This window comes from Desulfitobacterium sp. LBE (assembly GCF_007830365.1).
Taxonomy (GTDB): Bacteria; Bacillota; Desulfitobacteriia; order Desulfitobacteriales; family Desulfitobacteriaceae; genus Desulfitobacterium; species Desulfitobacterium hafniense.
On record NZ_VLKD01000001.1, the window covers coordinates 4201144 to 4227422 of the forward strand.

Consider the following 26279-nt stretch of genomic DNA (forward strand, 5'->3'; position numbering starts at 1 on the left):
AAAATATTAGATACTATTTTACAAGGATTCTTATGTTAGGTGGTAAACTAATTCATTGTCAAAAGGTCTTGGAGTGGTACACTTTTACATTATCATTTACATTTATTTTGGTCGGATGGAAGAGATTGAGTTTATCAAAAGATTATATGATTTGAAAAGTATGCAGAGTTTTGACTCAAGGTTTCCGGATGCTGAAGGTGATATCTGGCAGCATACTGTAAATAATGATGATTATCCATTGTGTTGGGTATTTGAAGATGAACGGTTTCAACTGCAAAATGGAAGCGATGAATTGTACTTGAAATTCCTGTGTGAAATCTTTCATCCAACAGTTAGGGTTGAGAAAGGATATTGGAAAGAGTTTCTTGCTGAGGTAAATAGATTGTTAAAAAATGATGGGTACGAATTTTATCCAGCAGAAAAAATATCTAACCGTGATGTCTATGGATGGAGAATCTTTCAGCCAGAAGAAAATAAGATGTTTATTCCTTACTCTCAACGAAATGAAAAGGCTATAAAAGAGAAAAAAATAAAGTTTACCATTAAGCGCAGTGCAAGACATCAGATTTACCAACTTCTAGAAAGGTATAATGACATTTATCAAGAAACTAGTGAAACAGGATGGTGCTATAACATCTCAACAAGCGATGAAGTTTTTAAGGATATGCGGCAGTTTTATACCCCTAAGTACTTTAATAAACAAAAGCAGTATGTTAAAACAAACAGTCTACAGGATTTTATATACTCCAGTTCTCCTTATTGTGTAATAGATGCAATAGAGTTTTTCGAGAAATACAATCGCTCCAACGATTTTGAAACGCAAATTAATGAAATATTGAAGCTGAATGAATTTGCTTTGAAATTAGATAATGGTAAAATCTTAAACACTCTTGATAGTCCAATTAAAAACACTATGCTAGCTTCAATTCAAGAAGCCGGGCTCAAAGAATTGTTTCAAGAAGCCAATACATATTACGAAGACGGGAATTTAAAAATTGCTGTTGAGAAATTATGGGATGCTTTTGAAAGACTGAAATCATATTATTCTCCAACTTTAGATAAGAAGAAATCCATAGATAGAATCATTTGCGATATGAGCGGCAATAAAGCCCCTTATAAAGAACTGTTTGAAGAGGAGTTCCGCGAGCTTACGACAATTGGGAATAATTTTAGAATACGTCATCATGAGATGACAAAAACAGATATTGAAGACAATAGGCATTACGACTATTTTTATAAACGCTGCCTATCATTAATTTCAGTTGCTATTCAATATTTAGACAATGGTAAAGGCCCAATGAAATCTTCAATCAAGTCATTAGAAAAAAATGAATGAAAACAATTGTTTCCGTTAAGGCAGTAGATTAGACAAAATAACCTGGATCGTTCGGAGGTGTGATTTTGCAAACCAATCTGATTGCTCACAACAATCATTATATCCCGCAATTTTACCTGAAAAATTGGAGCCAAGACGGCAATAGTATTTTTGTTTATAATTTGCTTGTATCTGATTCCAGAATCCCTCATTGGAACCGTAAAAAAATAAAATCGACTGCCGTATGGAATGATTTCTATACGCGAAATGAGGGTGAAAAGGAAGTCGACGATTTTGAAAAGTGGTTTGATAAAGAATTTGAATCGCCTGTAAAAACGGTTTTTGATAATCTGATAAAAGGTCATAACTTGGATGAAGATGAATCAAAGAAGCTGTCTCGCTTTGTTGGCGCTCAATATTTAAGGACGCCGGCACGTCTTAACGCTTTAATGGCACAATGGCGTACAGAAATGCCCCAAATACTTGAAGGCGTTTTGCAAAAAATATCGACACAGTTTGAAATAGAATCAACTTCTCAGATAATTAGCAGCCAACCACAAATATATGAAGACGCAAAACTGTTACCAATTAAAGTATCGGTTGATAAAGAAATGAGCCAGGTGAAAGTTGATTCACTTGTTGGTAAAGGAATGTATCTATTTGCATTGAAGCATCTGCTTACAAAAACGGTAAGCGTTTTAGGGAAGCACCGTTGGCGCGTTATTCACGCCTCAGACAGCGTATCATTTCCGACGTCAGATGATCCTGTAATATGCTTAAACTATAGTAGTGAACATGAATATGATTTCAAGGGTGGATGGGGCAAGAAAAACGGTAATATCATTATGCCGCTTTCGCCAAAGCTCTTATTGATAACTCAAATAGGTAGTTATATGCCTATTAAACAATTGGATTATTCAGAGCGTTGGAGTAAGTTTTTTCGTAAAATTATTATTGAGCATGCTCATCGTCATGTATATGCAATCGAACCGCAAAAAGGGATGCTTGCTATTAATCCCAGGAGGGTTGATGCAATTTTGTTCGAAAGGGAAAAGAGCATCATGGGTGGTTGGCATGGAGAACAAATGGAAATGGAAGCTCAACTAAGATAGATTAAAAGTAAGACTGGTGATAACTGCTAAATGTAAACTGTAACGAATAAAGCCTTCAAGATTTGAAGGTTTTATTGCTTACAATTGCTTGAATTGTAAAGCTTAAGTGGACTTATATTCCCAGCAAAAAATGGATAGATGCAATGAATTCTGAAACTTACCATGCCGCCAAGGGAATACCAGACGTGTACGGCATCTTTTTTGTATCCTCAAGGCAGGAGGGAGAGAAAGAATTCATGGATGGAGAGCCGAATTCCGGACCCAAAGCCATTGCCTTTCAGGATGAAAACCGTGATTCTGAGTAAGGAAGGAGACGTGTCTGAATTTTCCTTGAGTTTTAAGGATTAAGATCATACAATTATAATAAGAAGTAACCGTCATAGTTCCCATGGAGCAAAAGATCGGCAAATGAGAAGGAGAATGGTTCAATGACTCAAGAGGATAAAAAATTGAGCTGCACGGATTGTGCACTTTTAAATTGCCATAAGAAAGATAAGACCTTTCCTCATTTCTGTTTAACAACCCATACCCCTGAAGAAACCATCGAGGGGGTAAATGAGCTGTACCGTAAGGACGACTTCGTGGCCAAATTCTCCAATGCGGCCGCCGAAATCGAAGGGACCTATTATGGCAAACTCACCCGGGTGGAAGAAATCATGGCCTTTGCCAAACGAATCGGGGCGAAAAAGATCGGTATAGCTACCTGTGTGGGACTGATGAGCGAAGCCAAGATCTTTGCCAAAATTCTCAAAGCAAAGGGACTGGAAAGCTACGGTATCATCTGTAAAGTAGGTGCGGTGGACAAAACCCAAGTGGGAGTGCCTGAAGAGCTCAAGGTGAATAAGGGCTGTCATGAGTCCTTATGCAACCCTGTCCTGCAAGCCACTCTTCTCAATGAGGAAAAAACCGATCTCAATGTGATCGTAGGGCTATGTGTGGGGCATGATTCCCTGTTTATCAAATATTCCGAAGCCCCTGTCACCACCCTGATCACCAAAGACAGAGTGTTGGGGCATAATCCGGCGGCAGCTTTATACGCCAGCGGCTTTTACTACAGAAGATTGCTCCAGGAAGGGGACCTATAATTAATATTGTTCCATGAGTGATTTAAACCACATATTAAGTGCGAAAAATTGTGTATCCTAAAGGAGAGGCGACAACTATCTGAGCGTAGTGACCGTCCCTCCTTTTTGCAGTGGTCAAGAGGGAGCTCAGTTTTTACAGTGGAAAATCAAAACTTTAGAATAATTATAAAATAGTGTATAATGATCTTAAAAGAGAGCTCAGGGAGGAGGAAGGTTATGATGGTCGAAGAATCCTTGCAACTGCAAAACGAACTATTGAATAAGCTGGTTCAAGGTGGTGGTCTTAAAGAGCTTGTCGACAGCGCTGCTCACTTTGTTCAGAGAGAAGTTGTGATCGCCAACACCTCAAACCGGGTTTTGGAATCCACCTTCAGCGAAGGATTCGGTCAAGGAGAATTCTTCGCAGTCTTGCCTCTCCAGCCACCCGTTCCTGGTCGGGTTCAACTCCAGGCCGGGGAGAAAAAGGCAGAGGCTCTGGTTGTTGAGCTTAGTCATGACGCCAAACGCTTGGGCTTTCTGTTTATATGCGATCCGGGAGCCGATGAAGACAACCGGCTCAAAGTGCTGATTCATCAGGCTCGCAATGTCTTTGTTCTGGAACTGCAAAAAAAGGCGGAGCTTTTGGAGAACAGCCGCAACTATCAGGATGCTTTTCTGTTTGATTTGCTCTATGGCAATATAGAAGATAATGCGGATATTATCGCCAGAGGGAAGCTATGGGGCTGGGATTTGAGTCTGCCCCATGTGGTCACAGCTTTTGAGCTGGAGGATTACGAGTCCTATTCTCAGGATCATTATCTTGTCACCACCTTGCATGACATTATTCAATCCGTAGCCCAATCCCTGGATAAGACGGTGATTCTTATGGAGAAAAACGAAGAAGTCGTCTTAGCCCTGCCTGTTGAAGCCAGAAAGCGCCGTGATTTTAAGGCGTATTTAAATATGATTATCAATCAAGTGCTGGCTCAGGCAGAAGAACGCCTGGCACCCCGGGTGATTCGGGTGGGAGTGGGCAGGAGATATGAGCAGCCTTCGGAACTGTTTCGCAGCTATCAGGAGGCCAAGGTAGCCGTTAAGCTTAGTGCCCTCCTTAAAGATAAAGGTCCCATCGTTTATTTTCGGGAACTGGGAGTAGAAAGAATTCTTTACAGCCATGATAAACAGGAGCTGCTGGAGTTCTATCGCGAGATTTTAGCTGAACTGGAAGCTCAGGATAAACAAAAGAATGAACTGATCGAAACCCTGGAGAACTATCTCGTCTATCATTGTGATTTGAAGGCTACGGCCGACGCTCTTTTCCTTCACCCTAATTCCCTGCGCTATCGGCTCAAACGGATCGAGGAGATTTTGGATCTGGATCTGGAGGACTTTGATACCAGGGTATCCCTGGTCATCGCCTTTAAGATCAAACATTTAATCCATTCTAAGGAGAGGTTATAAACATGGATAAGCAAATTTTCCATAATGTCTGCCCTCGTAATTGTTATGGAACTTGCGGGATTCTCTCCACTGTGGAAAACGGGAAGCTCCTTAAGGTTGAGGGGAATCCTAAGCATAGTTATACCCGCGGCCGGCTCTGTGCCAAAGGCTATGCCTACACGGAATATGTCTACAGCCCGCGGCGCCTCAAGTATCCTTTGCGCCAATTCCCCAGAGGTTCAGGAAATTGGCAGCGCCTAAGCTGGGATGAGGCCTTGGAGATCATAGCCTCGAAAATGATCGAGCTTCACGACCGTTACGGTTCGAATCTGGCCTGCGGCTATAATAAATTCTCCGGCAACCTGGGAATTCTTCATTACGCCACGGAAGGAATGTTCAGGGGCTTGGGATCTTACACCAAGGTCCATGGCGATTTATGCTTGTCGGCCGGAGGGGATGCACTGAACTATAATCGGGGCCGGGGGGAGCTGCTGCGGGATCCTGAAGATATGGCCAAAGCCAGGGGCATTGTGCTGTGGGGGGTTAATCCCGCCCGCACCGCTGTCCATCAGTGGAGTTTTATCAACCGGGCCAGAGATAAAGGGGCTAAGCTGTTGGTCGTCGACACCCTGTTTACCCCCACGGCTGCTCAAGGGGACAGTTACCTGCAGATTCGGCCGGGTACCGACGGGCTGCTGGCCATGGCTGCTCTTAAATATTTATGGCAAATGGATCGCCTGGATATGGATTATATTCAGGAGCATGTTCATGGCTGGGAGGCTTTTGCAAGCTATCTGCAGGAGGAGGTCTCCCTTGAAGAAGCCAGTGCCATCACCGGAGTGCCTCTTGAGGGAATCAAAGAACTGGCTGAAATGTATCTGGAATCCCCCTGCGCTACCTGGGTAGGATTCGGTCTGCAGCGTTATTCCAATGGGGGCCAGAGCGTGCGGGGCATCGATGCTTTGGTTACATTAACCAAGAATCAGAACCAACCAGGCGGGGGATTATACTATTTTAATTTCCTCGATATCTTTCCCCTTCATATTAAAAACTTTCCCCGCCCCACTGAGCAGGAAAAGGCCTCTGTACGAAGCCTCAATATTATCCATTTTGCTCAAGAGGCGTTGGCATTGGAAAATCCCCCCTTAAAGCTCCTCTGGCTGGCAGGCCATAATCCTTTCAGCCAGGGCCAGAATTTTCAATATTGGCAAAAGCTTGTCAACCAATTGGAACTCATGGTGGTAGTGGATTTGTTCATGAATGAAACCACGGCCCAGGCCGACATCGTTTTGCCGGCGGCCAGCCCTTTTGAAGAGTATGATTTGCATGCCGGTTACTGGCACCAATGGATCGCCATCAATCAAAAAGCTATCCCGCCTTTCTATGAAGCCCGCAGTGACTTGGAGATCGCCCGCAGTCTGACCCAAGTCCTGAACAAGCTCCGGCCCGGCTTCTCCAGCTTTCCCTGGCAATTAAGCGCTTTGGACTGGATTGAAGGAGAGCTGACCCCGGAGATCCTGGCACGATTGGAGATCGACACTTGGCAGGAGCTCCTTCAGGGTCCCCGCAAATACAAGCTGAACGGGAGCCGGGGCGGCCAAAGCTATCCCACGGAGACCGGGAAATTCCAGCTGATGTCCAGAGATGCTAAAGAGAGCCAACTCCCCGCCTTGGTGCGTTTTCAGGAACAAAGAATTGAGCCTCCCTATCCTTTGCGTTTGCTCACCCCCCAAAGCCTGTTAAGGCTTCACTCCCAATACCGGGAGTTAAGCTGGCTGAACCTTGAAGAAAAGACGGACACCGTGGAGATTAACCCTCAGGACGCAGAGCAGCGGGGGCTCAAAGCCAAGGATCATGTCACAGTATTCAATGATCGGGGCTCCTGTTCCCGCAGGGTGGAGATCAATGCTTACCTACCCCAGGGAGTTGTGGTCATGGCTCAAGGGGAAACCACCAACCAATTGCTGACCGGACAAAATACCGATATGGGGATTCATACGACGGGAGCCCGCGGGGCAGCCTTTTATGATTCCTGGGTAGAGGTGAAAAAGAAATGACAAAGCTCAACACCAAAGGGTTTCTTTTCAATGTGGATCGCTGTATTGGCTGCCATGCCTGTGTCCTCGCCTGCAAAAATGAAAACAAGACAGCGGCGGGAGTATCCTGGCGCCGCGTCACCAACACCGGCGAAGGGCACTACCTCTCCATTTCCTGCAATCACTGCTCAAGTCCGGAGTGTTTTCGGGTCTGTCCGGAGCATGCCTATATAAAAAGAAGGGATGGCATCGTTCTGATCGATTCCAATCGCTGTGCAGGTTGCCAAACCTGTGTGGGAGCCTGCCCTTATGGGGCGCCCCAGTTCGACCCCGTCGCCGACAGAACCAGCAAATGCGATTACTGTATTGACCGGCAAAAGGCCGGCCTGCTTCCAGCCTGTGTAACCGCTTGCCCTACCGGGGCCCTGCAGGTCCATGAGTTCGATAAATACAGTGAGAAGGATACAGTGCCGACCGTAGAAGGATTTCCGGATATCCGCCTCACCAAACCCTCCATCCGCTTTTATCCTCCTAAAGAAAAAAAGCGGTACTGGCTTAAAAATTAAGCCATGAAATCTTCAAGGCTGTAGTCAAAAGAAAGGATACATTTCTTCTGACTACGGCTTTTCTGTATTTCCAATAAATAAGGAGTGATTTAGATTTTGTATTAATTCTAAATATTCAAAGAAAATACAAAAAAATATGCCGTAATTTTTGTAACTTCGTACAAATCCTTTTCTGGGATAATGAGATTACAAAGGGGGGTGAAAAAATGAACAAAGACAATATTTCACAGATTGAACCCTTACTTGAAACCCGAGCCTTTATTTATGATGTATTACGAAGAGCTTTTCTCCAGGAACCTACTCTTGAATTTCTCACCTTTTTAAATGATGGAAGTTTACTTGAGAATTTTCCTTTTCAGGAGGAGCAGCAAGATATCAGAGAAGGGGTAGAGCAAATTCTTGCTTTGATTCATGAGAAGGATTTAACAAAAGCGGAAGTTTTTGACTCTCTGCATTGGGATTATACCCGCATGTTCATCGGGCCTGACCGGCTCCCTGCCCCACTATGGGAATCAGCCTATCTGAGCAAAGAACGGCTTCTTTTCCAGGAACAGACTCTCAAAGTCCGGCAGGCCTATCTCAAGTATCAATTCCTGCCCAGAAATTTTATGCAGGAAGCCGATGATCATCTGGGGCTGGAGCTGGACTTTATGTATCAGCTCACCTTGCAGGCCCGGCAAGCCATGAATGAAGGGAATATAGAGAAACTGCAGCAGATCTTTACCGATCAAAAAGATTTTTTGGAAAACCATTTACTGCAGTGGGTTCCCGAATTGGCCCTTAAGATCAGGGAAAATGCTCAATCCAGTTTTTATCCTGGCATCGCTAAGATTCTTAAGGGATTCCTGACTTTGGATCTAGAGGCTCTTGAAGAGCTTATGGATAGTACTCAGTGTTGTGTGAAATAATTTGGAGGTGAATAAGGTGGCTAATCTCATTGATAAAGCAAAGAACTATACAATGAACAGAAGACGTTTTCTGGGATGGACAGCAACCGTGACAGCCGGAGCGGCAGCAGCGGTGACCCTTCCCGGGTGCGGATTGACTGCTGTAGATTCCACCACAGCTTCAGCGGATCTGGCTGGAAAAGAAGGGGAATGGGTACCGGTAGCCTGTTGGCATAACTGTGGAGGCCGTTGCTCCAACAAAGCCTATGTGGTGGATGGTGTTGTGGTTCGTCAAAAAACCGATGACACTCACCAGGATACTCCCGACTATCCTCAGCAAAGAGGTTGTAACCGGGGGCGTTCCCAAAGAATGCAGGTATTCGGCGTGGATCGCCTTAAGTACCCCATGAAGCGGAAGAATTGGGAGCCTGGCGGCGGCAAAAAAGAACTTCGCGGCCGTGATGAATGGGTCCGCATTTCCTGGGATGAAGCTTATGAAATCGTCGCCAGTGAAATCAACCGCATTAAAGATCAGTACGGCAACCGGGGCATCTTTGCTTCCAATGCCGGAGATTTCGGCCGGCTCCTTTCTTTAGCCGGCGGATATATCGGTTCCTGGGGAACCAGCTCCTGGGGATCCTGGCGTTGGGGTCCGGAAAAGTTTGGTATGGCCGAAGGATTTTTTGAGCAAAGTATCAACGACCGGATGGATCTGCGCAACTCTGAGCTGATCGTCATCGTCGGCGGCAACTCCTCCTGGAGTGCCGGTGGCAATCCCACTTATCACTATCTCCAGGCTAAAAAGGCCGGAGCGGAATTTGTTTTCATCGATCCTATCTATTCCGACACCGTGGAATTGCTGGATGCCGAGTGGTTTCCGATTATGCCCAGCACAGACCATGCTATGTTCCTGGGAATGGCCTATACCCTGCTGAAAGAGGATAACCCCGCCACCAATCCCTTGGTTGACTGGGATTTCTTAAACAAATACACGGTTGGTTTTGACAGCGATCATATGCCGGAGGGTGCGGATCCTAAAGAGAACTTCAAGGATTATGTCCTCGGCACCTATGACAACACACCGAAAACCCCGGAATGGGCAGCGGAGCTTTGCGGAGTGCCTGCCGACAGAATCCGCGGCTTAGCCTTAAAGATTGCCAAAAAGGATCGGGTAGCCCTTTTAACGGCTTGGGGACCGGCTCGTACCCATAATTCCGACTCCTGGCCGCAAATGTTCATGACCTTCGGCGCTATGACCGGCAACATGGGCAGATCCGGCGCTATGACCGGAGTAAGCTGCCACTATGCCACAGCCAATGGCGGACCCAGCCTTATTCCCCCCGGAGCCACCGGACTTCCCCCTGTGGCCAACCCTATTAAAGAAACCATCAACGATAATGAAATGTGGCTGGCTATCCTTGACGGGCATTATGTGGCCGGAAAAGGCGATGTCCGGGATGTCAATATCCAAATGATCTACCATGGCCCGGAAGCCCATCTCCAAACCCGTTCCGGTCAAACCAAGGGGATTGAAGCTCACCGTCATGTGGAGTTTGTTCTTTCCACCAGCCATTTCTTAACCACTAACAGCAAGTTTGCCGATGTAGTGCTCCCGGTGACCACGGAATGGGAAAAAGTCGGCGGTTTCGGCAGCTTCATCAACCGGGAGGCTCTCGTTTTCTGGCGTCAAGTGACCGATCCTCTTTATGAAGCGAAAAGCGATCTTCGTATTGCTTACGAATTAGCTGAAAAAATGGGCCTGGATGCCAAAAAGGTTCTGCCTATCGATGAAAAGCAAATGTTCTACAACCAAATCGCCGGAGCTAAGGTAGTCGGTGCCGACGGCAAGACCATGGAGACTTTGGTGACCTTGACCGAAGCCGATATCAAAGAGATTGGCGCCACCGGAATTCCCCAGCAGGGCCGCATCTCCTATCAGGAGCTGAAGACGAAAGGGGTTTACCAGATCGAGCGCAAGCCCGGAGATAATTTTGGTTTCATCGCCTATGAAGACTTTGTCAAAGACCCTGTGGCCAATCCCCTTAAAACAGCCAGCGGAAAACTGGAAATTCATTGCCAGGCTTTGGTTGACTTCGTCAACGGCAAAGGGTTCAGCGAAATCCGCCCCATTCCCACCTACAATCCGGCACTGGAAGGCTATGAAGCAACCTATAAAGACTTCAAGAACAAAGTCAAAGGGGATTATCCTCTGCAGGTGATCAATCCTCACTACCTGAGACGTTCCCACAGTATCTTCGATAATGTATCCTGGCTGAGAGAAGCATGGCCCAACCCTGTCTTCCTGGCTGCTAAGGATGCGGTCGAACGGGGCATCAAAGAAGGGGACACCGTCCTTATCTTCAGCAGTCATGGTAAAACCTTGCGTCCTGCCCATATCGTCGAATGGATTGCCCCGGGAGTCGTCGGTCTGCCCCATGGAACATGGGTGGAAATCGATGAAAAGACTCAAGTGGATAAAGCAGGATCCGATAATATCCTCACCGGACCTCTTCCCACCGGACAGGGAATAGGTGCTTGGAACTCCACCATTTGCCAAGTGGAAAAATGGAACGGAGAACCTTTGCAAGAAGACGTAAAATGGCCCCATCGGATCGTTTTATAGAAAGGAGTGAGTGATCTTGGCACAAAAAGGATTTTACTACGACCAAACTACCTGTATCGGCTGCAAAGCTTGCCAAGTGGCCTGTAAAGATAAAAACGACTCAGCCGTCGGCGTTCGTTATCGCCGGGTCTATGATGTCGAGACCGGAAAATTCCCTAATCCTCGTCGTCTCCATTTCTCCATCAGCTGCAACCATTGTGAGGAACCCAAATGTGTAGCGAACTGCCCCACAGGTGCCTTGGAAAAGCGCAAAGAGGATGGCATTGTCATTCATCACTACGATAAATGCATCGGCTGCCGTCTTTGCACCTGGTCCTGTCCTTACGGCGCTCCCCAATACAGGGAGGAAGAAGGAAAGGTCGGTAAATGCGATATGTGTGCTGACCTGTTGGCTAAAGGAGAAAACCCCGCTTGTGTGGATGCTTGTGTCATGAGATGTCTCGACTATGGAGACATTGATGAGCTCCGCCAGAAACACGGCCAAAATGCCGATGCTCCCGCATTGCCGAGCTCCAAGACGACCAAACCCAACATCGTGATTAACGTAAAGTCTTAGGAATTGAATGGAGGTAATGCTATGATATTCGCAGAAGAATGGCCATTGATGACCTTTACTTTATTAAGTCAGTTGGCTATCGGTATGTTCATCGTGCTGATGCTGGTCAAGGCCGGCGTAGGCAACCAGGATTCCCAGGTCTCCAAAGCAATCCGCAGCGGATTTACTGCTGTAGGTCCCCTTACAGCGTTGGCTTTAGTTTTCTCACTGTTCCATCTCGGCGATCCCTTGGGAGCACCCCGCTCCATCTTGAATCTGGGGTCCTCCTGGTTAAGCCGGGAAATCATGACCGCCGGCGGATTCTTCGCCCTTTGGTTAGTGTTCTGGTGGTTATCCCGCAAAGGCAAAGAAAGCAACGCCTTAGGCTGGGTTACTGTTCTGATGGGGTTAGCTGCCGTCTTCAGCATGGCCAGTATTTACAGCTCTTCCATCCGGCCTGCCTGGGATAATGTGAACACCTATATCGCCTTCTATGGTGCAACCTTAGCCATGGGCGTCTTAGGTGCAGCCGCTGCCACTGCCTTTGGGCTTAAAGGACAAACCTCGGCAGGACTTATTAAAACCTTGAGAAATATGGCCTACCTGGGAGCGGCTTCCGTCCTCCTGCCCCTGGCTTATCTTCCCGTCTTCACCTCCGGCTTAAATGGGGGTGGAACTGCGGCAGAAGCTTCTGCCCAAATTCTGACCGACAGCATGGGTGTGTTGGCCGGCAGAGGAGTTCTCTCCATAGCGGGCGTAATCCTGCTGGTAGCGGCTCTTAACAAAGGAGCAAAAGGAAAAACCCTTTCCACAGGCACCGTTTATCTCGCTTTGGTCCTGGTTATCGCAGGTGAATTCATCGGACGATATCTCTTCTACGCCATGGGAGTTACGCCGATGATTGGAACCTAAGTCTCACTGGACGAGACAGCTTTCCATGATAGTTTCTTTTAAGATAAGATGGAGTTATGAGTCCCAGGACTTATAGCTCCATCTTTTTGTGGTTTTTAGCCGCGATTCCAAATTTCGGACAGGCAGAAAGAAAAGAAATACTAAAAACTATTGACATTTATAATAATTATAATATAATAATATATGTAATGAGCGACAACAACATAGCTCACCATTTAATCAATGTAAGATAAAAGGAGAGAATTGAAAGATGAAAAAATTTGTTTGTGCAGTTTGTGGTTATATTTATGAAGGCATGGAAGCTCCCGAGCAATGTCCACAATGTAAAGTAGGTAAAGAGAAGTTCATTGAAAAAAGCGAAGAAAACCTTCAATGGGCCGATGAGCATAGAATTGGGGTTGCCGAAGGTGTGGATCCGGAAGTGATCGAAGGCCTGAGAGCCAATTTTATGGGCGAATGCACTGAAGTGGGAATGTACCTGGCCATGAGCCGTCAAGCCGATCGTGAAGGGTATCCTGAAGTAGCTGAAGCTTATAAACGGATCGCTTTCGAAGAAGCGGAACACGCTGCCAAATTCGCCGAACTTTTAGGCGAAGTGGTCGTGGCCGATACCAAGAAAAATCTCGAAATGAGAGTGGAAGCTGAATACGGTGCTACTCAAGGCAAAAAAGACCTGGCAACCTTGGCTAAGAAGCTCAATCTGGATGCCATTCATGATACCGTTCATGAAATGTGCAAAGATGAAGCTCGTCATGGCAAAGCTTTCTTGGGACTGCTTAACCGTTACTTCAAATAAGATTAGACAAGCAATATTAGTCGAATAATATTAGCCAAGCGGGCATAGGGAACATCCTTCTGGGGACAGTTCCCTATTTTTTTATCTATATCAGGCATGGGCGTTTTTTTAAGAATGGATAGAATTACCGGGAATTTCAGCCTGCTCGTTAAAATCTTTACACCCTTCACTAAAAAAATCTATGGTATAATCAACTATATTTTTTGTTTCAATCTGTAAAACTCAACAGAGAGAAAATCTAAAACCTTAAGTATGAGGGGAGATAAAAGTGAGTAAGATGATGAAATTTGAATCTGGATTCAGTCAGGAAGAAGCTCTTGCCGAAGCCTCACGTTGTCTCCAATGCAAAAAACCCTTATGCCGTCAAGGTTGCCCGGTGAACAATGCCATACCCCAGTTCATCCGGGCCTTAAAAGAGGGAGAGTATGCTCAAGGTTTGGAAGCTATCTATCGTCACAGCTATTTACCGGCCGTTTGCGGCCGGGTATGTCCTCAGGAAAAACAGTGTGAGGCAAGCTGCATTTTAGCCCGCAAGGGTAAAGCAATTCGCATTGGTAAGCTGGAGCAGTTTATTGCTGACAACGCCACCGAGGTAGGGTTTCCTAAAGTGGCTGCCACCATGGGGGCCATTGCCGTCATTGGCTCCGGACCGGCAGGTTTAGCGGCGGCAGTCCAACTGGCCCAGCTTGGCTATGCCGTTACCATCTTCGAAGGAGAGTCGGAGCCCGGGGGAGTGCTGCTCCACGGCATACCGGAGTATCGCTTGCCTAAGGATGTTGTACGCCGTGATATAAAAAAGATTGAGAACCTGGGTGTGGAATTCAGGCTCAATACTTTAGTCGGTGTGGATCTCTTTCTGGACGATCTGCTGACCCAGGGGTATCAGGCGGTCTTTATCGGTACAGGTGCCGGGCTGCCGAAAACTCTGGAACTTCCCGGAGAGTATTTGGAAGGGGTCATATCGGCCCTTTATGTCCTGCAGACCATTAATCTCTATAATTCAGGCCAATTGCCTGAGCAGGAACTTCCGGTGGAAAAAGGAGAACATGTGGTGGTGATCGGTGCCGGCAATGTGGCCATGGATGCTGCCCGCACTGCCAGCCGTTTAGGAGCGGAGGTAACCGTCCTGGCGCGCAGAGGCTTGAATGACATGGCCGCCCGGGATATTGAGCGGGACGAGGCCATAGCCGATGGTGTTAAGATCCGCACCTATGCGGCTCCTTTGGCCATATTGGGAGAGGAGAATGTAACGGGCATAAAATGCGTCAACACCATGGTGTCCCCAGAGGGTAAAGCTATCATTAAGGAAGAGGAAAGCTTTGTTTTGCCGGCGGATAAAGTCATTTTTGCCATTGGCCAAAGGCCCTACGCCCGGATCGTGACCACTTCCCAAGGCTTTGAGATTAATAAGCAGGGCTTACTGATTTGCAATGAGCACGGCATGACCACCCGGGAGGGGGTCTTTGCAGCAGGTGATGTGGTTCATGGCCCGGCTACCGTAGTCAAGGCTATGGGGGAAGGAAGACGGATTGCCATAGAGATGCACGCTTACCTTTTAAGGAAGAGATTGCAAAGTGCCAAGTGAATCTCGCCGACCTAAATGCGCTAAGAGGATCTTGCTTGAGATTCACTTGAATCTCAAGCTTTTTTGGTTTTAAAATGCTAAGGGCATCATAATGTTTTCTAGGAGTTAAAGTTTTGTGAATTTTCTAACCACATAGGAAAAATGAGCAGGAATATGAATTTGCTTGAAGAAGTTTAGCGTTGGGAATCAATAGAATCTGGCAACCAGAGGATCATTACCGTGATGGAGGAATGAGAATGCAACAGGATGTCCAGGATGTCAAGCTCATAGCTGTGCTCAACCTTCTTAATCAACTCAGCAACAAAAACTCTCTTGAAGAGTACCTCAACGGAGTTATTGATTTTCTCTCAGGATGGACCGGATGTGAGAATATTGGTATTCGGGTGCTTAGAGAGGCCGGCCTTGCTCCCTATGTAGTGCATCGGGGGTTCGATAAGGATTTTATTGCTTCGGAAAGCTGCATCTCTGTCGAAGGGGATGAGTGCGTCTGTTTGCGGGTCTTAAAGCAGCAATTTAAAAGTGAGGATCAAGATCATATCTCGGCAGCGGGCACCTACTATGCACCGAACTTCTATCGCTATGTCGAAGAGTTGAGAGAGGACCAGCTTTTAAATTTCCGCGGCCTCTGTGCCCATAAGCAATTCAAAAGCTTAGCCGTTATCCCCCTCCTTCATCAAGGGAAGGTCGTAGGGGCTATACATATTGCCGACGTCAAGGATGGGGTGTTTTCTGAGGAAGATATCCAGTTCATCGAGACCATACGACCTCTTGTTGCGGAAGCTATCTATCGGCACAACCTGGAGAAGGCCTTGGAAAGCACTGTTCGCCGGTATGAAGCTGAGGAAATGGTGATTCGCAAACTGAAGTTTGAAGAGAGATTGGCCAGTATCTCCGCCCGCTTTAATCAGCAAGAGGATTTTAAAGCAGCTGCGGAAGAGTCCCTTAAGGATATTTTAAAGTTATTTAAGGCCGAGGAAGTCTGCCTCTATCTCGGCGGGAATTTGAAAGAATACGTCAGCGTCCGTGAACATGGCCAGCAAGCTTGCGGATGTGCGATTCCTTCCGACACCTTTGCCGAGTTAAGAGGGCGCTGGAAACAGGGCGAAATCTTATGCCAGAAACCTGCTCTTCAGGATGAGTTCAAAGAGATCGAGTATTTTGCCCAGGAAGTGTTCAGTAAAGACTCCATTTTAACCATCCCTCTTAATTTTAAAGGCTCCTTGCTCGGTGTGCTGATCATCGTTAACATATCTTCTGGCGGGCTGCCTTTTAAAGAAATCCTCAATCCCCTGAAGCTGGTTACAGAGACCTTTGCCAATGCAGTAGAGCAAGGCAGGATTCAATATCAATTAATGTGGTCGGAAAATCGCTACCGCACCATATTTAATCATTCAGGGAGCGCCTTTTTAATCGTTGACGAAAACTTAAAAATACTGCTCTCCAATCCTCAAGCCGAAAGGCTTTTAGATTTACCCAGCGCCAAAATTGACAATATAGCTTATCTTACGGATTTTCTGCCCGACACTGAAGTAGGGCGGCTGAAAGAATATAACCGGAGAAGACTCCAAAAAGATCCGCAGATACCCCGTCAGTATGAAATGAAGTATAAAGACAGCCGGGGCAATCTAAAAGATGTCATCGTTTCCGCGGAGGTCATCCCCCAGACCACGCAAACGGTTCTCTCCATTATCGATATTACCGAATGGAAGAAAACCGAAGCCGAGCTGCAATTCTTAAACCTGCATGATCGATTGACAGGGCTCTATAACCGTGTCTACTTTGAGCAGGAGCTGCGTAGGTATGAGACAGACCCCGGCCAGGAAGTTGGCTTAATTATGGCCGATGTCAACGGCTTGAAGCTGATCAACACAACCTTCGGCAGCGAAGCGGGAGACCAGGTCTTAGTGACGACGGCAAGGCTTTTGAACGAGTGCTTTGAGGAACATCTTGTCGCCCGCATCGGGGGGGATGAATTCGCGGTGCTCATCGAAAAAGATAAGAATGTGGATCTGGAACAAGCCTGCCAGCTATTCCGCAGGAATGTAGAAAAATATAATAAGGATCATGACGGATATCCTTTGGATATCTCCCTGGGGTATGCCTGCTCCGGAGCCGACGGCGTGAACATGAGCGAGCTGCTGAGAAAAGCCGATGATGCTATGGGCAGGGAAAAGCTGCACAGCAATAACAGCACGCGGAATTCCCAGGTTCAGATCCTTTCTAAAGCTTTGGAATGCCGGGACTTCATTACGGAAGGCCATGCGGAGCGGGTGCAGAACCTGATTATCAGCACAGGGCAATTGGCCGGCTTATCCGAACAGAGACTCTCCGATTTGAAGCTTTTTGCTCAGTTCCACGATATCGGCAAAGTAGGAATTCCCGATCAGATCCTGTTTAAGAAGGGGCGCCTGACTGGGGATGAGTGGGAGATCATGAAACAACATTGTGAAATCGGTTATCGCATCGCCCAATCTACGCCGGATATTTATCCTATCGCCGATTGGATTCTCAAGCATCATGAGAATTGGGACGGTTTGGGGTATCCTTTAGGCATAGCAGGAGAAGAGATTCCTATTGAGTGCCGGATTCTGGCCGTCGCCGATACCTTTGACGCCATGACCAATGATCGGCCCTATCGGAAAGCCCAATCCACTCAAGCCGCCATAGAAGAAATCCTGCGCTGTGCCGGGACCCAATTTGATCCCCATATTGTTGAGCTTTTTGTCAAGACAGTTTAGAGCTCAGGTTTATCGGTGGGTTAGCCAGCTGTTAAAACGGAATAAAAGCAGCCCCTGGAAACAAATCTGAACTTTTAAGGGTTCGCATATCTCCTGTGTACGGCCAACATCCCATCGACCAAGCAACGCCCTAATCTCACCATAAAAGTGGGACTAGGGCGTTTAGAATTCACTCAAGCGTTTTCCAGGGAAAAAATCCTCAGGGAAGAGTTGCAAAAAGACGGGAAATAATACTATAATTTATAACAATACATCGTAATTCATAATAATACATCAAAATGCATCATGTGCTAAGTCACAGGAGTTTTCGCGGTGTATAAGGCCGACCAACACGAAGCGGCGTTTTCGGGGGTTACTTCGGGGGTTACGATAAGAAAGGGGACTGGAACTATGGCTCAGATCAATGAGAATTACTTAAAGCTGCCGGGGAGTTATTTGTTTTCGGAAATAGCACGGAGAGTCAATGAATTTAAGGTTCAAAATCCTGATGCGGATATTATCCGCCTGGGAATCGGTGATGTGACGAGACCCCTTGCTCCCGTCGTTGTCGAAGCCATGAAGCAGGCTGTGGAGGAGATGGGCAGGGCGGAGACTTTCCGGGGATACGGCCCTGAGCAAGGGTATGATTTTTTGATTGAGAAGATCATTGCCAATGATTATGCCCCTCGGGGAGTTCAGCTGGGAATGGATGAAGTCTTTGTCAGTGACGGTGCCAAAAGCGATACAGCCAATTTCCAGGAGATCTTTGGCGTGGATAATATCATGGCTGTGACCGATCCGGTCTATCCCGTCTATGTCGACAGCAATGTCATGGCGGGAAGAACAGGGAACTATGATACAGAGAAAGGGCAGTATGGCAGAATTATCTATCTGCCCTGTACTGAAGAAGGGGACATGAAGCCTGAATTGCCCACGGCACCTGTGGATATGATCTACCTTTGCTTCCCCAACAATCCTACGGGAATGACCTTGACCAAAGAAGAACTGAAGGTATGGGTGGATTATGCGCGGGAAAATAAGGCCATCATTCTTTTTGACTCCGCCTATGAGGCCTTCATCCGGGAAGAAGGAGTGCCCCGCAGCATTTACGAAGTAGAAGGAGCGCGCGAAGTGGCTGTAGAATTCCGCAGCTTCTCCAAAACCGCAGGCTTTACCGGAACCCGCTGCGCTTATACTGTCGTTCCTAAGGATATTATGATCTATGACTCCACAGGCGAAGGACATAGCTTGAATAAACTTTGGCTGAGAAGACAGACCACCAAGTTCAACGGAGTCTCCTACCCTGTCCAAGCGGGAGCCGCAGCTGTCTATACTGAGGAAGGAAAAAAACAGATCCAGGCCACCATCGATTATTATATGGAAAATGCCCGTATCATCCGGGAAGGCCTCCAGGAAGCCGGCTTTAAAGTCTTTGGCGGGGTAAACGCCCCCTATATCTGGATGAAGACCCCCGGCACTATGGGATCCTGGGAGTTTTTTGATAAACTGATGACAGAAGCCCATGTGGTCGGCACCCCCGGTGCAGGCTTCGGAGCCAACGGCGAAGGATTCTTCCGCCTCACAGCCTTTGGAACCCGTGAGAATACCGAAAAAGCCATCGAGCGCATTAAAGCTCGGATGAAGTAAAGCCGCTCGGATCAAGTAACTTGCACTCTATCTCCCACAACGCCCCGCTCACTCAAGCCCGAAAAGCAGCCCAAGGATTTTGCTTTACAAAAGGGAGCGAATTTAAGCGAGCGGAAACAAAACTTCGCGAAAAGCACGCAGCGGAGTCGGGTTGGAAACAGGACGTTTCCAACCGGCTATGAGGCAGGAGCCGATTTAGCCGGGAACCCGACGGAGCGGAGTGCTTTTCGCGTTAGTTTTGTCCGCGCAGCTTATGGAGCGACCGGTGTAAAGCAAAATTCTGGAGACTCCGGACTCTCTCAGAACCGCAAGAGCCTTTTCCAGCACAACAAAAAAGCCAGTCCTCTTCAAGCTAAGGGGGCTGGCTTTAACTATTAGGCCCGGAAGGAAGCTAAGCTTCCCCCATAACCTTACCCATATCGGTGATATCATACCCGCCAATTCCTGCGACTTCATTGCGGAAACTTTCGGACTTCAAAATACTCAGCAGAGCCTGGAAATGAGGCTTCGCCAAATCCTCCTTGCGAAGCACCAGGTCGTAGCGTTCCTTGTGCAGAGGTACAAAATCCAAAGAGCTGACTTGCATGGCGGCCTTTTCAATACCCAGCCCCACATCGGCTTCACCCCGGGCTACCCGGCTGGCCACGGCCATATGCGACATCTCTTCATCCTCATAGCCCCGGACACCGGCATGGGGAATATGAGCAAGACGCAGCTGCTCGTCCAGAAGTACCCGCGCCCCCGAGCCCCGTTCACGGTTGACAAAACGAACATCGGCTCGTCCTAAGTCACTCCAGGTCAGAATCTGCTTAGGGTTTCCTTTGGCTACATAGAAACCTTCCATGCGGTAGACCAGGTTGATAATAAGGGCCGGGTGCCCAGGCAACAATCTCCGCACATAGGGAGTGTTGTATTCGTTGGTGTCGCTATCCCATAAATGAGTGGTAACCACATTAGCCTGACCCCGATAGAGAGCGATCAAACCATCAATACTGCCGCTGTATTGGCGAAGAAAACGGACTTGAGAAAATTGTTTTTCCAGATGCCGGGTCAAAATATCCAGGACGATATCCTGACCGCAGATGACCAGGCCTTGCTCCAGAAGTGTAGAACCTGAAAAGGCAGAATGCGGGTCAGGAGTGATTCTCTCTTCACTGCCTGTAAAGCCTGACAGAGCATTGGCCGGCAAAGCAAGGTTCGTTGTATTCCCGGCAGTGGGTGTGGAACAGTCTCCCTTGGATTTACGGATGTAATTCTCTAAATCCGTGTTCTCGATGCGAAATTTGCGACCGATGCGGTAAGCGCTGAGATCGCCCCGCTTAATCATTTCGTATACTGTAAATTTAGAGATTTTTAGAATGCCTGCAACTTCCTCAGGAGTATAAGTCACATTGGACAAGGAAATCTCTCCCCCCATATTTGCACTTTTAAACAATTGAGTAAAAGACTGGCGAGTGCTTGCATTAATATCTTGATAATGATTATACCATACTATATAATAGACCTGAAGTTCAGTTGTGTTTATTTATGTTGATTGATAAATAGTATTCGTTGAGGATGATTTATATTTTGATTCTGGTAGTAGTTTGATTATGTTGGATTTAATTGTTTGATTTAGGGTTTACTCCTTTAATTTGCAGTTTTTTTAACATTTTAATACTAGAACAAAAATTGAGGCCGAAATGAAAAATATTGAGGGCTTGGCTTTTTAATGCCGGAGCCGATCAATTTACATAAATAAACGAAGGGAAGAAAAAAGATGATTTTCAGGAGGTTTAAGGATGAAAAAGTGGATTAAAGCCCTATTGATTTCCGGTATGGTACTTTCTTTAGGCTTAACCGGATGCGCCAACAACGGCGGCAGCAGTCCTAACAGCGGAGATAGCGGTGATAAGGGAGCAGCTCCCCAAGAGCCTGCGAAACAAGTTGAGCTGATTGTTTCCGCAGCAGCCAGTTTAAAAAATTCCTTGGAGGAGATTCAGAAGGATTATGCTGCCAAAGAGCCTAATGTCAAACTGACCTTTAACATGGGTGCTTCAGGAACCCTGCAACAGCAAATTGAACAGGGAGCTCCGGCCGATCTGTTTATTTCAGCGGGAAAATCCCAGGTGGACGCTCTCTTGGAAAAGAACTTAATGGATAAAGACAGTGTTGTCGATCTGCTGGGCAATGATTTGGTTCTTGTCGTCGGCGCCAACGATACCAATGTTAACTCCATACAGGATCTGTCCAAGGAAAGTGTGAAGCAGATCGGTATCGGCACTCCGGAATCCGTCCCCGCCGGCAAATATGCCAAAGAGGCCTTCACCTCCCTTAAGCTTTGGGATACCCTGGAACCCAAATTTGTTCAGGCTAAAGATGTCACTCAGGTGTTGAACTATGTGGAGACCGGCAACGCTGAAGCGGGAGTCGTCTATAAATCTGACGCTCAAGGCTCAACAAAAGTCAAAGTAGTGGAAGCTTTCCCCGCCGACAGCCATAAAGCCATAACCTATCCGGCCGGAATTGTTTCGGCAACCAAGGAAAAGGAAGCGGCTAATGCCTTCTTAACCTATCTGAAAAGCTCAGACGCTCAGGACATCTTCGCCAAATTCGGTTTTAAAACCAACTTAAGCAAATAAAAACTGGAAATTACTTTAGATAAAAGACAAAATAAAGTACAAATACAGTGCATTTAAAGGTATAATTGGTCTTGGCATTGTTTTTCTTGCTGAGGCTGATTATACCTATGGTTTTTACTGACTTCCGATAAATTTGAGGGAAAATTTGAGGGAATAGAGATGAATTTTAATGTTTCACCCATTATCTTATCTGTAAAAGTTGCCGTGGCCGCTGTAGTGATTGTGGTCTGCTTTGCTATTCCCATTGCCACGCTGATGGCCAAGCGCCAGTTCACAGGAAAGGCCGTTGTGGAATCCATTCTGACCTTACCCCTGGTTCTGCCGCCCTCTGTGGTCGGATTTGTCTTGCTCTATACTTTTGGCAAGAATGGACCTGTCGGCAAGCTCCTGGGAGAGGTGTTTGGTGTGACGGTGGTCTTCACCATTTGGGGAGCGATTATCGCCGCGGCGGTGGTATCCTTCCCGATGATGTACCAGTCTGTCAAAGCAGCCATCGAGAGCGTGGATCCCCAACTGGAGAAAGCGGCCCGAACCCTGGGGGCCGGGGAGTTAAGGGTCTTCTTCACCGTCACCATTCCTTTAGCATGGAATGGCTGTGTGGCAGGTTTTGTATTGGCTTTCGCCCGTTCCCTCGGCGAATTTGGAGCAACCCTCATGCTGGCCGGCAATATTCCTGGCCGGACCTCCACCATGCCTTTGGCCATTTATTTTGCCAGTGAAGCCGGAGACACCCGTCAGGCCTGGATTCTCGTCTCGATTATGGTGTTGTTCAGCTTTCTGGTCATTTTCGGACTTAATCATTGGGGAAAAGGTAAGAGCAACCAGACCAAGCCTGACAGGAGGATAGCTTGATGATCAAGGTGAATTTCCAGAAAAAGCTGCCCTCCTTTACCTTGGCAGTGGATTTTGAGGTGGATAACCATATCCTGGCCATTGTCGGTCCCTCGGGAGCAGGGAAGACCACGGTCCTCCAGTGCTTGGCAGGGTTGCAGAACCCTACCCGGGGAGATATTTGGATCAATGGTAAAACCATCTTTTCTTCTGATCAGAAAATCAATATCCCGGTTCGCAAACGCCGGATTGGCTATGTCTTTCAGGATTACGCCCTGTTTCCTCATATGACCATCGAAAAAAATGTCCTCTATGGCAAGCCTAAGCCGGCAGAAGCGGCCGCAGCCTCCCATAAAGCCATGGGTGTGACGGAGCTTCTGGACATCCTTAAAATCGGTCACTTGCGGAAGCGTTATCCTTCGCAGATATCTGGAGGAGAAAAACAGCGGGTGGCTTTAGCCCGGGCGCTGATGACGGAGCCGGAACTCCTCCTCCTGGATGAATCCCTCTCGGCCCTGGATCCCGATACCCGGGCCCTTCTCCAGCAAGAACTTTTAAAAGTCCAGAAGCACTGGCAGATCCCTTTTATTATGGTCACCCATGATCCCCGGGAAGCGGAGATCCTCGGCAGCCAAATCATGAGAATCGATAAAGGTGTTCAGGAAATACTCAAGCCGACCAAGGCGTAGGTGAAAAAAGGGGACAGGTCCCGCTTTTCAGAACGAAAAGCGGGACCTGTCCCCTTTTTTCACTTTTTTATGTCTTAAACACTCACCCATCTTCGGGGGATTCAATACACTATTACAGATAGTGAAAGTGCTGAGTGCAAAAAGAAGGGGGGAGGGGCCTTGAGAAAGGTTGTGGAATTGCATAACCTTGGCATGAAATATCAATCCCTTAACGGAGAAATCACAGCCCTTGAAGAGATCAACCTTGATGTTTATGAAGGTGAGTTTGTCAGTATTGTCGGTCCCAGCGGCTGCGGCAAATCAACCCTTCTATCCATTATCTGCGGATTGATTTCCCCCACAGCAGGAAGAGTTCTTGTGGAGGGTGAGGTGGTCGCAGGAACATCGCCCAAGATTGGCTATATGCTGCAGAAGGACCATCTCTTTGAGTGGCGGACTATTTTACAGAACATCAAGCTGGGGCTGGAGATTCAAAAAGCCCTGACACCGGAGGCCAAAGCCTACACAGAGCACCTCCTGCAGACTTACGGGCTTTATGAATTTCGTAATAAATACCCCAATCAGCTCTCGGGAGGGATGAGGCAAAGAGCAGCCCTTATCCGCACCCTGGTCACCAATCCGCAAATCCTGCTTTTAGATGAAGCCTTCTCGGCTTTGGATTATCAGACCCGCCTGGCTGTTAACGAAGATATTTACACTATTATTAAGAAAGAGAACAAAACAGCCATTATGGTCACTCATGATATTGCCGAGAGCATCAGTATGGCGGATCGGGTGGTAGTGCTCAGCAAACGGCCGGGTACGGTCAAGAAAATCTATGAGATTCACATGAATTGCGGAAAGAGAACCCCTTTAAAATCCAGGGATATGCCGGAATTCCAGACCTACTTTCAAGAAATATGGAAGGAGCTGGATGTCCATGTCTAATAGTTCTCCGGAACATAGAGCCTATCTGAAAAAGGTAAGACATGAAAAAGTCAAAGTCAGAGTGACTCAGGCTTTAATTCTGATCATCGCCCTGGGCTTATGGGAGATCTGTGCCCGGGCCGGCATTGTGGATCCCTTCATTACCAGTCAGCCCAGCCGTGTGCTGAAAACCATGATCAACCTTCATCAAGAAGGTGTATTGCTTCATCATATAGCCATTACCTGTATGGAAACCATCGTCGGCTTTATCCTGGGAACGGTCTTGGGAACGATGATCGCCATCGTCCTGTGGTGGTCTGAATTTATCTCCAAAGTCTCAGAACCTTATCTCGTTATTCTTAACAGTCTGCCCAAAATTGCCCTGGGTCCCATCTTCATTGTCTGGATCGGCGCCGGTCCGGCAGCCATTATCGTCATGACCCTGGCTATTTCCCTGATTGTCACTATTCTGGAAGTGCTCAACGGTTTTTTATCCATAGACCAAGAGAAAATCAAGCTGGTTCAGACCTTTGGCGGCACAAAGATTCAGGTGCTCACCAAAGTTCTTCTGCCGGCCTCCTTTCCCACCATCGTCAATGCTCTGAAAATAAATGTCGGACTCTCCTGGGTTGGGGTTATCGTCGGTGAATTCCTCGTCTCCAAAGCGGGGCTGGGCTATCTCATCGTTTATGGAGGTCAGGTGTTTAAGCTGGATTTGGTTATGACCAGCGTCTTCATCCTGGGCATAGCTGCGGCATTAATGTATCAGGGGGTGGTTTTGTTCGAAAAGATCCTGGTCAAGAATTCAGATTCATAAAGGGAGGGTTACTATGAAACGCCGATTAGGCCTACTTATGTTCCTTGTGTTAGTGGTATCTCTAATATTAACAGGGTGCGGCAACACCGGTGGCAAACAAGACCAACTCACCAAAATCCGAGTCTCGGAGGTCACCCATTCCATCTTCTATGCACCCCAATATGTGGCCCTGTCTCAAGGCCTTTTTGAAGAAGAAGGACTGGAGATTGAGCTGACCAACGGAGGCGGAGCGGATAAAGTCATGACCGCCGTCTTGACGGGTCAGGTGGAGGTTGGTCTTGCCGGTCCGGAAGCCACCATTTACGTGTACAATGAAGGGAAAGAGGATAATGCCATCGTCTTCGCTCAGCTGACCAACGGGGACGGAACCTTCCTCATCGGCAGGGAGGAGGACCCTGACTTCAGCTGGAGCGATCTTAAAGGAAAAACCATTATTGGCGGCAGAAAAGGGGGCATGCCCGAAATTATCCTGCAATATGTGCTCCGCAATAACGGATTGACCCCGGGAAAGGATGTTTTCATCGATACCACCATGCAATTTAACGCCATGCCCGGAGCTTTCCTGGGTGGTCAAGGGGATTATGTCATTCTTTTCGAACCTACAGGCTCCATGATGGAGAAGGAGGGGAAAGCTTACATTGTGGCTTCCCTGGGCAAGGAAAGCGGCGAAGTGCCTTACACGGCTTATTTTGCCAAGAAGAGCTATATGGAGAGAAACCCTAATATCATCCAGAAGTTTACCAATGCAGTCTACAAAGGCCAACTCTGGATAGAATCCCACTCACCGGAGGAAATCGCCCAAGCGATTAAAGCTCATTTTCCAGATACAGAAGAAGAGGTTTTGACCACGGTTGTGAAACGCTACAAGGAGCAAAACAGCTGGAAGAAGGATCCCATCTTGCTGGAAAAAGATCTCCATGTTCTGCAAAAAGCTCTGCAGGATGCCGGCGAATTGAGTAAAACCGCACCTTATGAAAAAATTGTCACCCCCGTCTTTGGCGATGCTGCCATAAAAAATATTAAATAAGTATTTGAATAATTCTTGAGAGAGAAGAGCTGTTTGATTCTATTTCAAATAGTTCTCTCCTCTCTTATTCAGCCGGATAGCGCGGGCTCGGCCCCTTTTTCCAACAGCCGAATTGTTAATGATTTGTTAAGGATTAGCTGATTTTCAAAACAA

22 protein-coding genes are annotated in these 26279 nt (G+C 47.2%); 21 read left to right on the forward strand and 1 reads right to left on the reverse strand.

Translation table 11 applies throughout. The features are described from left to right. Positions 1-55 precede the first annotated feature (55 nt). From DESLBE_RS19865 to DESLBE_RS19930, 15 genes are all read left to right on the forward strand, one after another. On the forward strand, positions 56-1336 hold the full coding sequence (locus tag DESLBE_RS19865; protein WP_243131357.1) for a hypothetical protein: 1281 nt from the start codon (positions 56-58) through the stop codon (positions 1334-1336). 65 nt (positions 1337-1401) lie between these two features. Continuing rightward, positions 1402-2427, forward strand: a complete 1026-nt coding sequence (locus DESLBE_RS19870; RefSeq protein WP_172625463.1) for a DUF4238 domain-containing protein — start codon at positions 1402-1404, stop codon at positions 2425-2427. Positions 2428-2570: 143 nt separating this feature from the next. Continuing rightward, the gene (locus tag DESLBE_RS26665) at positions 2571-2732 is read left to right on the forward strand and encodes a hypothetical protein (protein WP_172625333.1); all 162 of its coding nucleotides are present in this window, start codon (positions 2571-2573) and stop codon (positions 2730-2732) included. Between the two features lie 123 nt (positions 2733-2855). Continuing rightward, positions 2856-3512, forward strand: a complete 657-nt coding sequence (locus DESLBE_RS19875) for a DUF1847 domain-containing protein (protein ID WP_144678035.1) — start codon at positions 2856-2858, stop codon at positions 3510-3512. A 216-nt stretch (positions 3513-3728) separates the two neighbouring features. Continuing rightward, on the forward strand, positions 3729-4952 hold the full coding sequence (locus DESLBE_RS19880) for a helix-turn-helix domain-containing protein (protein WP_144678036.1): 1224 nt from the start codon (positions 3729-3731) through the stop codon (positions 4950-4952). 2 nt (positions 4953-4954) lie between these two features. Beyond that, positions 4955-6988 (forward strand): molybdopterin-dependent oxidoreductase, encoded by a 2034-nt coding sequence (locus DESLBE_RS19885; RefSeq protein WP_144678037.1) that lies wholly within the window; start codon positions 4955-4957, stop codon positions 6986-6988. Beyond that, positions 6985-7533, forward strand: a complete 549-nt coding sequence (locus tag DESLBE_RS19890) for a 4Fe-4S dicluster domain-containing protein (protein WP_005815828.1) — start codon at positions 6985-6987, stop codon at positions 7531-7533. The genes DESLBE_RS19885 and DESLBE_RS19890 overlap by 4 nt, the downstream gene beginning before the upstream one ends. A gap of 206 nt (positions 7534-7739) precedes the next feature. Next, positions 7740-8441, forward strand: a complete 702-nt coding sequence (locus tag DESLBE_RS19895; protein ID WP_005815827.1) for a molecular chaperone TorD family protein — start codon at positions 7740-7742, stop codon at positions 8439-8441. A 16-nt stretch (positions 8442-8457) separates the two neighbouring features. Beyond that, positions 8458-11043: a molybdopterin-dependent oxidoreductase gene (locus DESLBE_RS19900; RefSeq protein ID WP_018212246.1), complete on the forward strand. Its 2586-nt coding sequence runs from the start codon at positions 8458-8460 to the stop codon at positions 11041-11043. A gap of 16 nt (positions 11044-11059) precedes the next feature. Further along, complete coding sequence (locus DESLBE_RS19905) at positions 11060-11599, forward strand: DMSO/selenate family reductase complex B subunit (protein ID WP_005815824.1); 540 nt, start codon at positions 11060-11062, stop codon at positions 11597-11599. A 21-nt stretch (positions 11600-11620) separates the two neighbouring features. Further along, the gene (locus DESLBE_RS19910; protein WP_144678038.1) at positions 11621-12490 is read left to right on the forward strand and encodes a DmsC/YnfH family molybdoenzyme membrane anchor subunit; all 870 of its coding nucleotides are present in this window, start codon (positions 11621-11623) and stop codon (positions 12488-12490) included. 250 nt (positions 12491-12740) lie between these two features. Further along, the gene (locus DESLBE_RS19915; protein ID WP_005815821.1) at positions 12741-13286 is read left to right on the forward strand and encodes an NADH peroxidase; all 546 of its coding nucleotides are present in this window, start codon (positions 12741-12743) and stop codon (positions 13284-13286) included. 268 nt (positions 13287-13554) lie between these two features. Further along, a complete protein-coding gene (locus tag DESLBE_RS19920) occupies positions 13555-14871 on the forward strand; it encodes an NAD(P)-dependent oxidoreductase (protein ID WP_144678039.1) in 1317 nt (438 codons plus the stop codon). Positions 14872-15107: 236 nt separating this feature from the next. Beyond that, complete coding sequence (locus DESLBE_RS19925) at positions 15108-17609, forward strand: HD domain-containing phosphohydrolase (RefSeq protein ID WP_144678040.1); 2502 nt, start codon at positions 15108-15110, stop codon at positions 17607-17609. A gap of 390 nt (positions 17610-17999) precedes the next feature. Continuing rightward, on the forward strand, positions 18000-19235 hold the full coding sequence (locus tag DESLBE_RS19930) for an LL-diaminopimelate aminotransferase (protein WP_015945308.1): 1236 nt from the start codon (positions 18000-18002) through the stop codon (positions 19233-19235). Positions 19236-19626: 391 nt separating this feature from the next. Here the strand turns inward: DESLBE_RS19930 and DESLBE_RS19940 are convergent, their stop codons facing one another. Continuing rightward, positions 19627-20634: a helix-turn-helix transcriptional regulator gene (locus DESLBE_RS19940; RefSeq protein ID WP_018212256.1), complete on the reverse strand. Its 1008-nt coding sequence runs from the start codon at positions 20632-20634 to the stop codon at positions 19627-19629. A gap of 382 nt (positions 20635-21016) precedes the next feature. On the opposite strand from DESLBE_RS19940, the gene modA reads away from it, so the two are divergent. From modA to DESLBE_RS19970, 6 genes are all read left to right on the forward strand, one after another. Continuing rightward, positions 21017-21856, forward strand: coding sequence for a molybdate ABC transporter substrate-binding protein (gene modA, locus DESLBE_RS19945; RefSeq protein ID WP_005815808.1), 840 nt, complete (start codon positions 21017-21019; stop codon positions 21854-21856). A gap of 159 nt (positions 21857-22015) precedes the next feature. After that, positions 22016-22708: a molybdate ABC transporter permease subunit gene (modB, locus tag DESLBE_RS19950; RefSeq protein ID WP_005815806.1), complete on the forward strand. Its 693-nt coding sequence runs from the start codon at positions 22016-22018 to the stop codon at positions 22706-22708. Next, complete coding sequence (locus tag DESLBE_RS19955) at positions 22708-23376, forward strand: ATP-binding cassette domain-containing protein (protein WP_005815804.1); 669 nt, start codon at positions 22708-22710, stop codon at positions 23374-23376. The genes modB and DESLBE_RS19955 overlap by 1 nt, the downstream gene beginning before the upstream one ends. A gap of 159 nt (positions 23377-23535) precedes the next feature. Next, positions 23536-24303, forward strand: a complete 768-nt coding sequence (locus DESLBE_RS19960; RefSeq protein ID WP_015945305.1) for an ABC transporter ATP-binding protein — start codon at positions 23536-23538, stop codon at positions 24301-24303. Further along, on the forward strand, positions 24296-25099 hold the full coding sequence (locus DESLBE_RS19965) for an ABC transporter permease (RefSeq protein WP_144678041.1): 804 nt from the start codon (positions 24296-24298) through the stop codon (positions 25097-25099). The genes DESLBE_RS19960 and DESLBE_RS19965 overlap by 8 nt, the downstream gene beginning before the upstream one ends. 13 nt (positions 25100-25112) lie before the next feature. Next, positions 25113-26126, forward strand: a complete 1014-nt coding sequence (locus DESLBE_RS19970; protein WP_011461077.1) for an ABC transporter substrate-binding protein — start codon at positions 25113-25115, stop codon at positions 26124-26126. Positions 26127-26279: the final 153 nt, after the last annotated feature.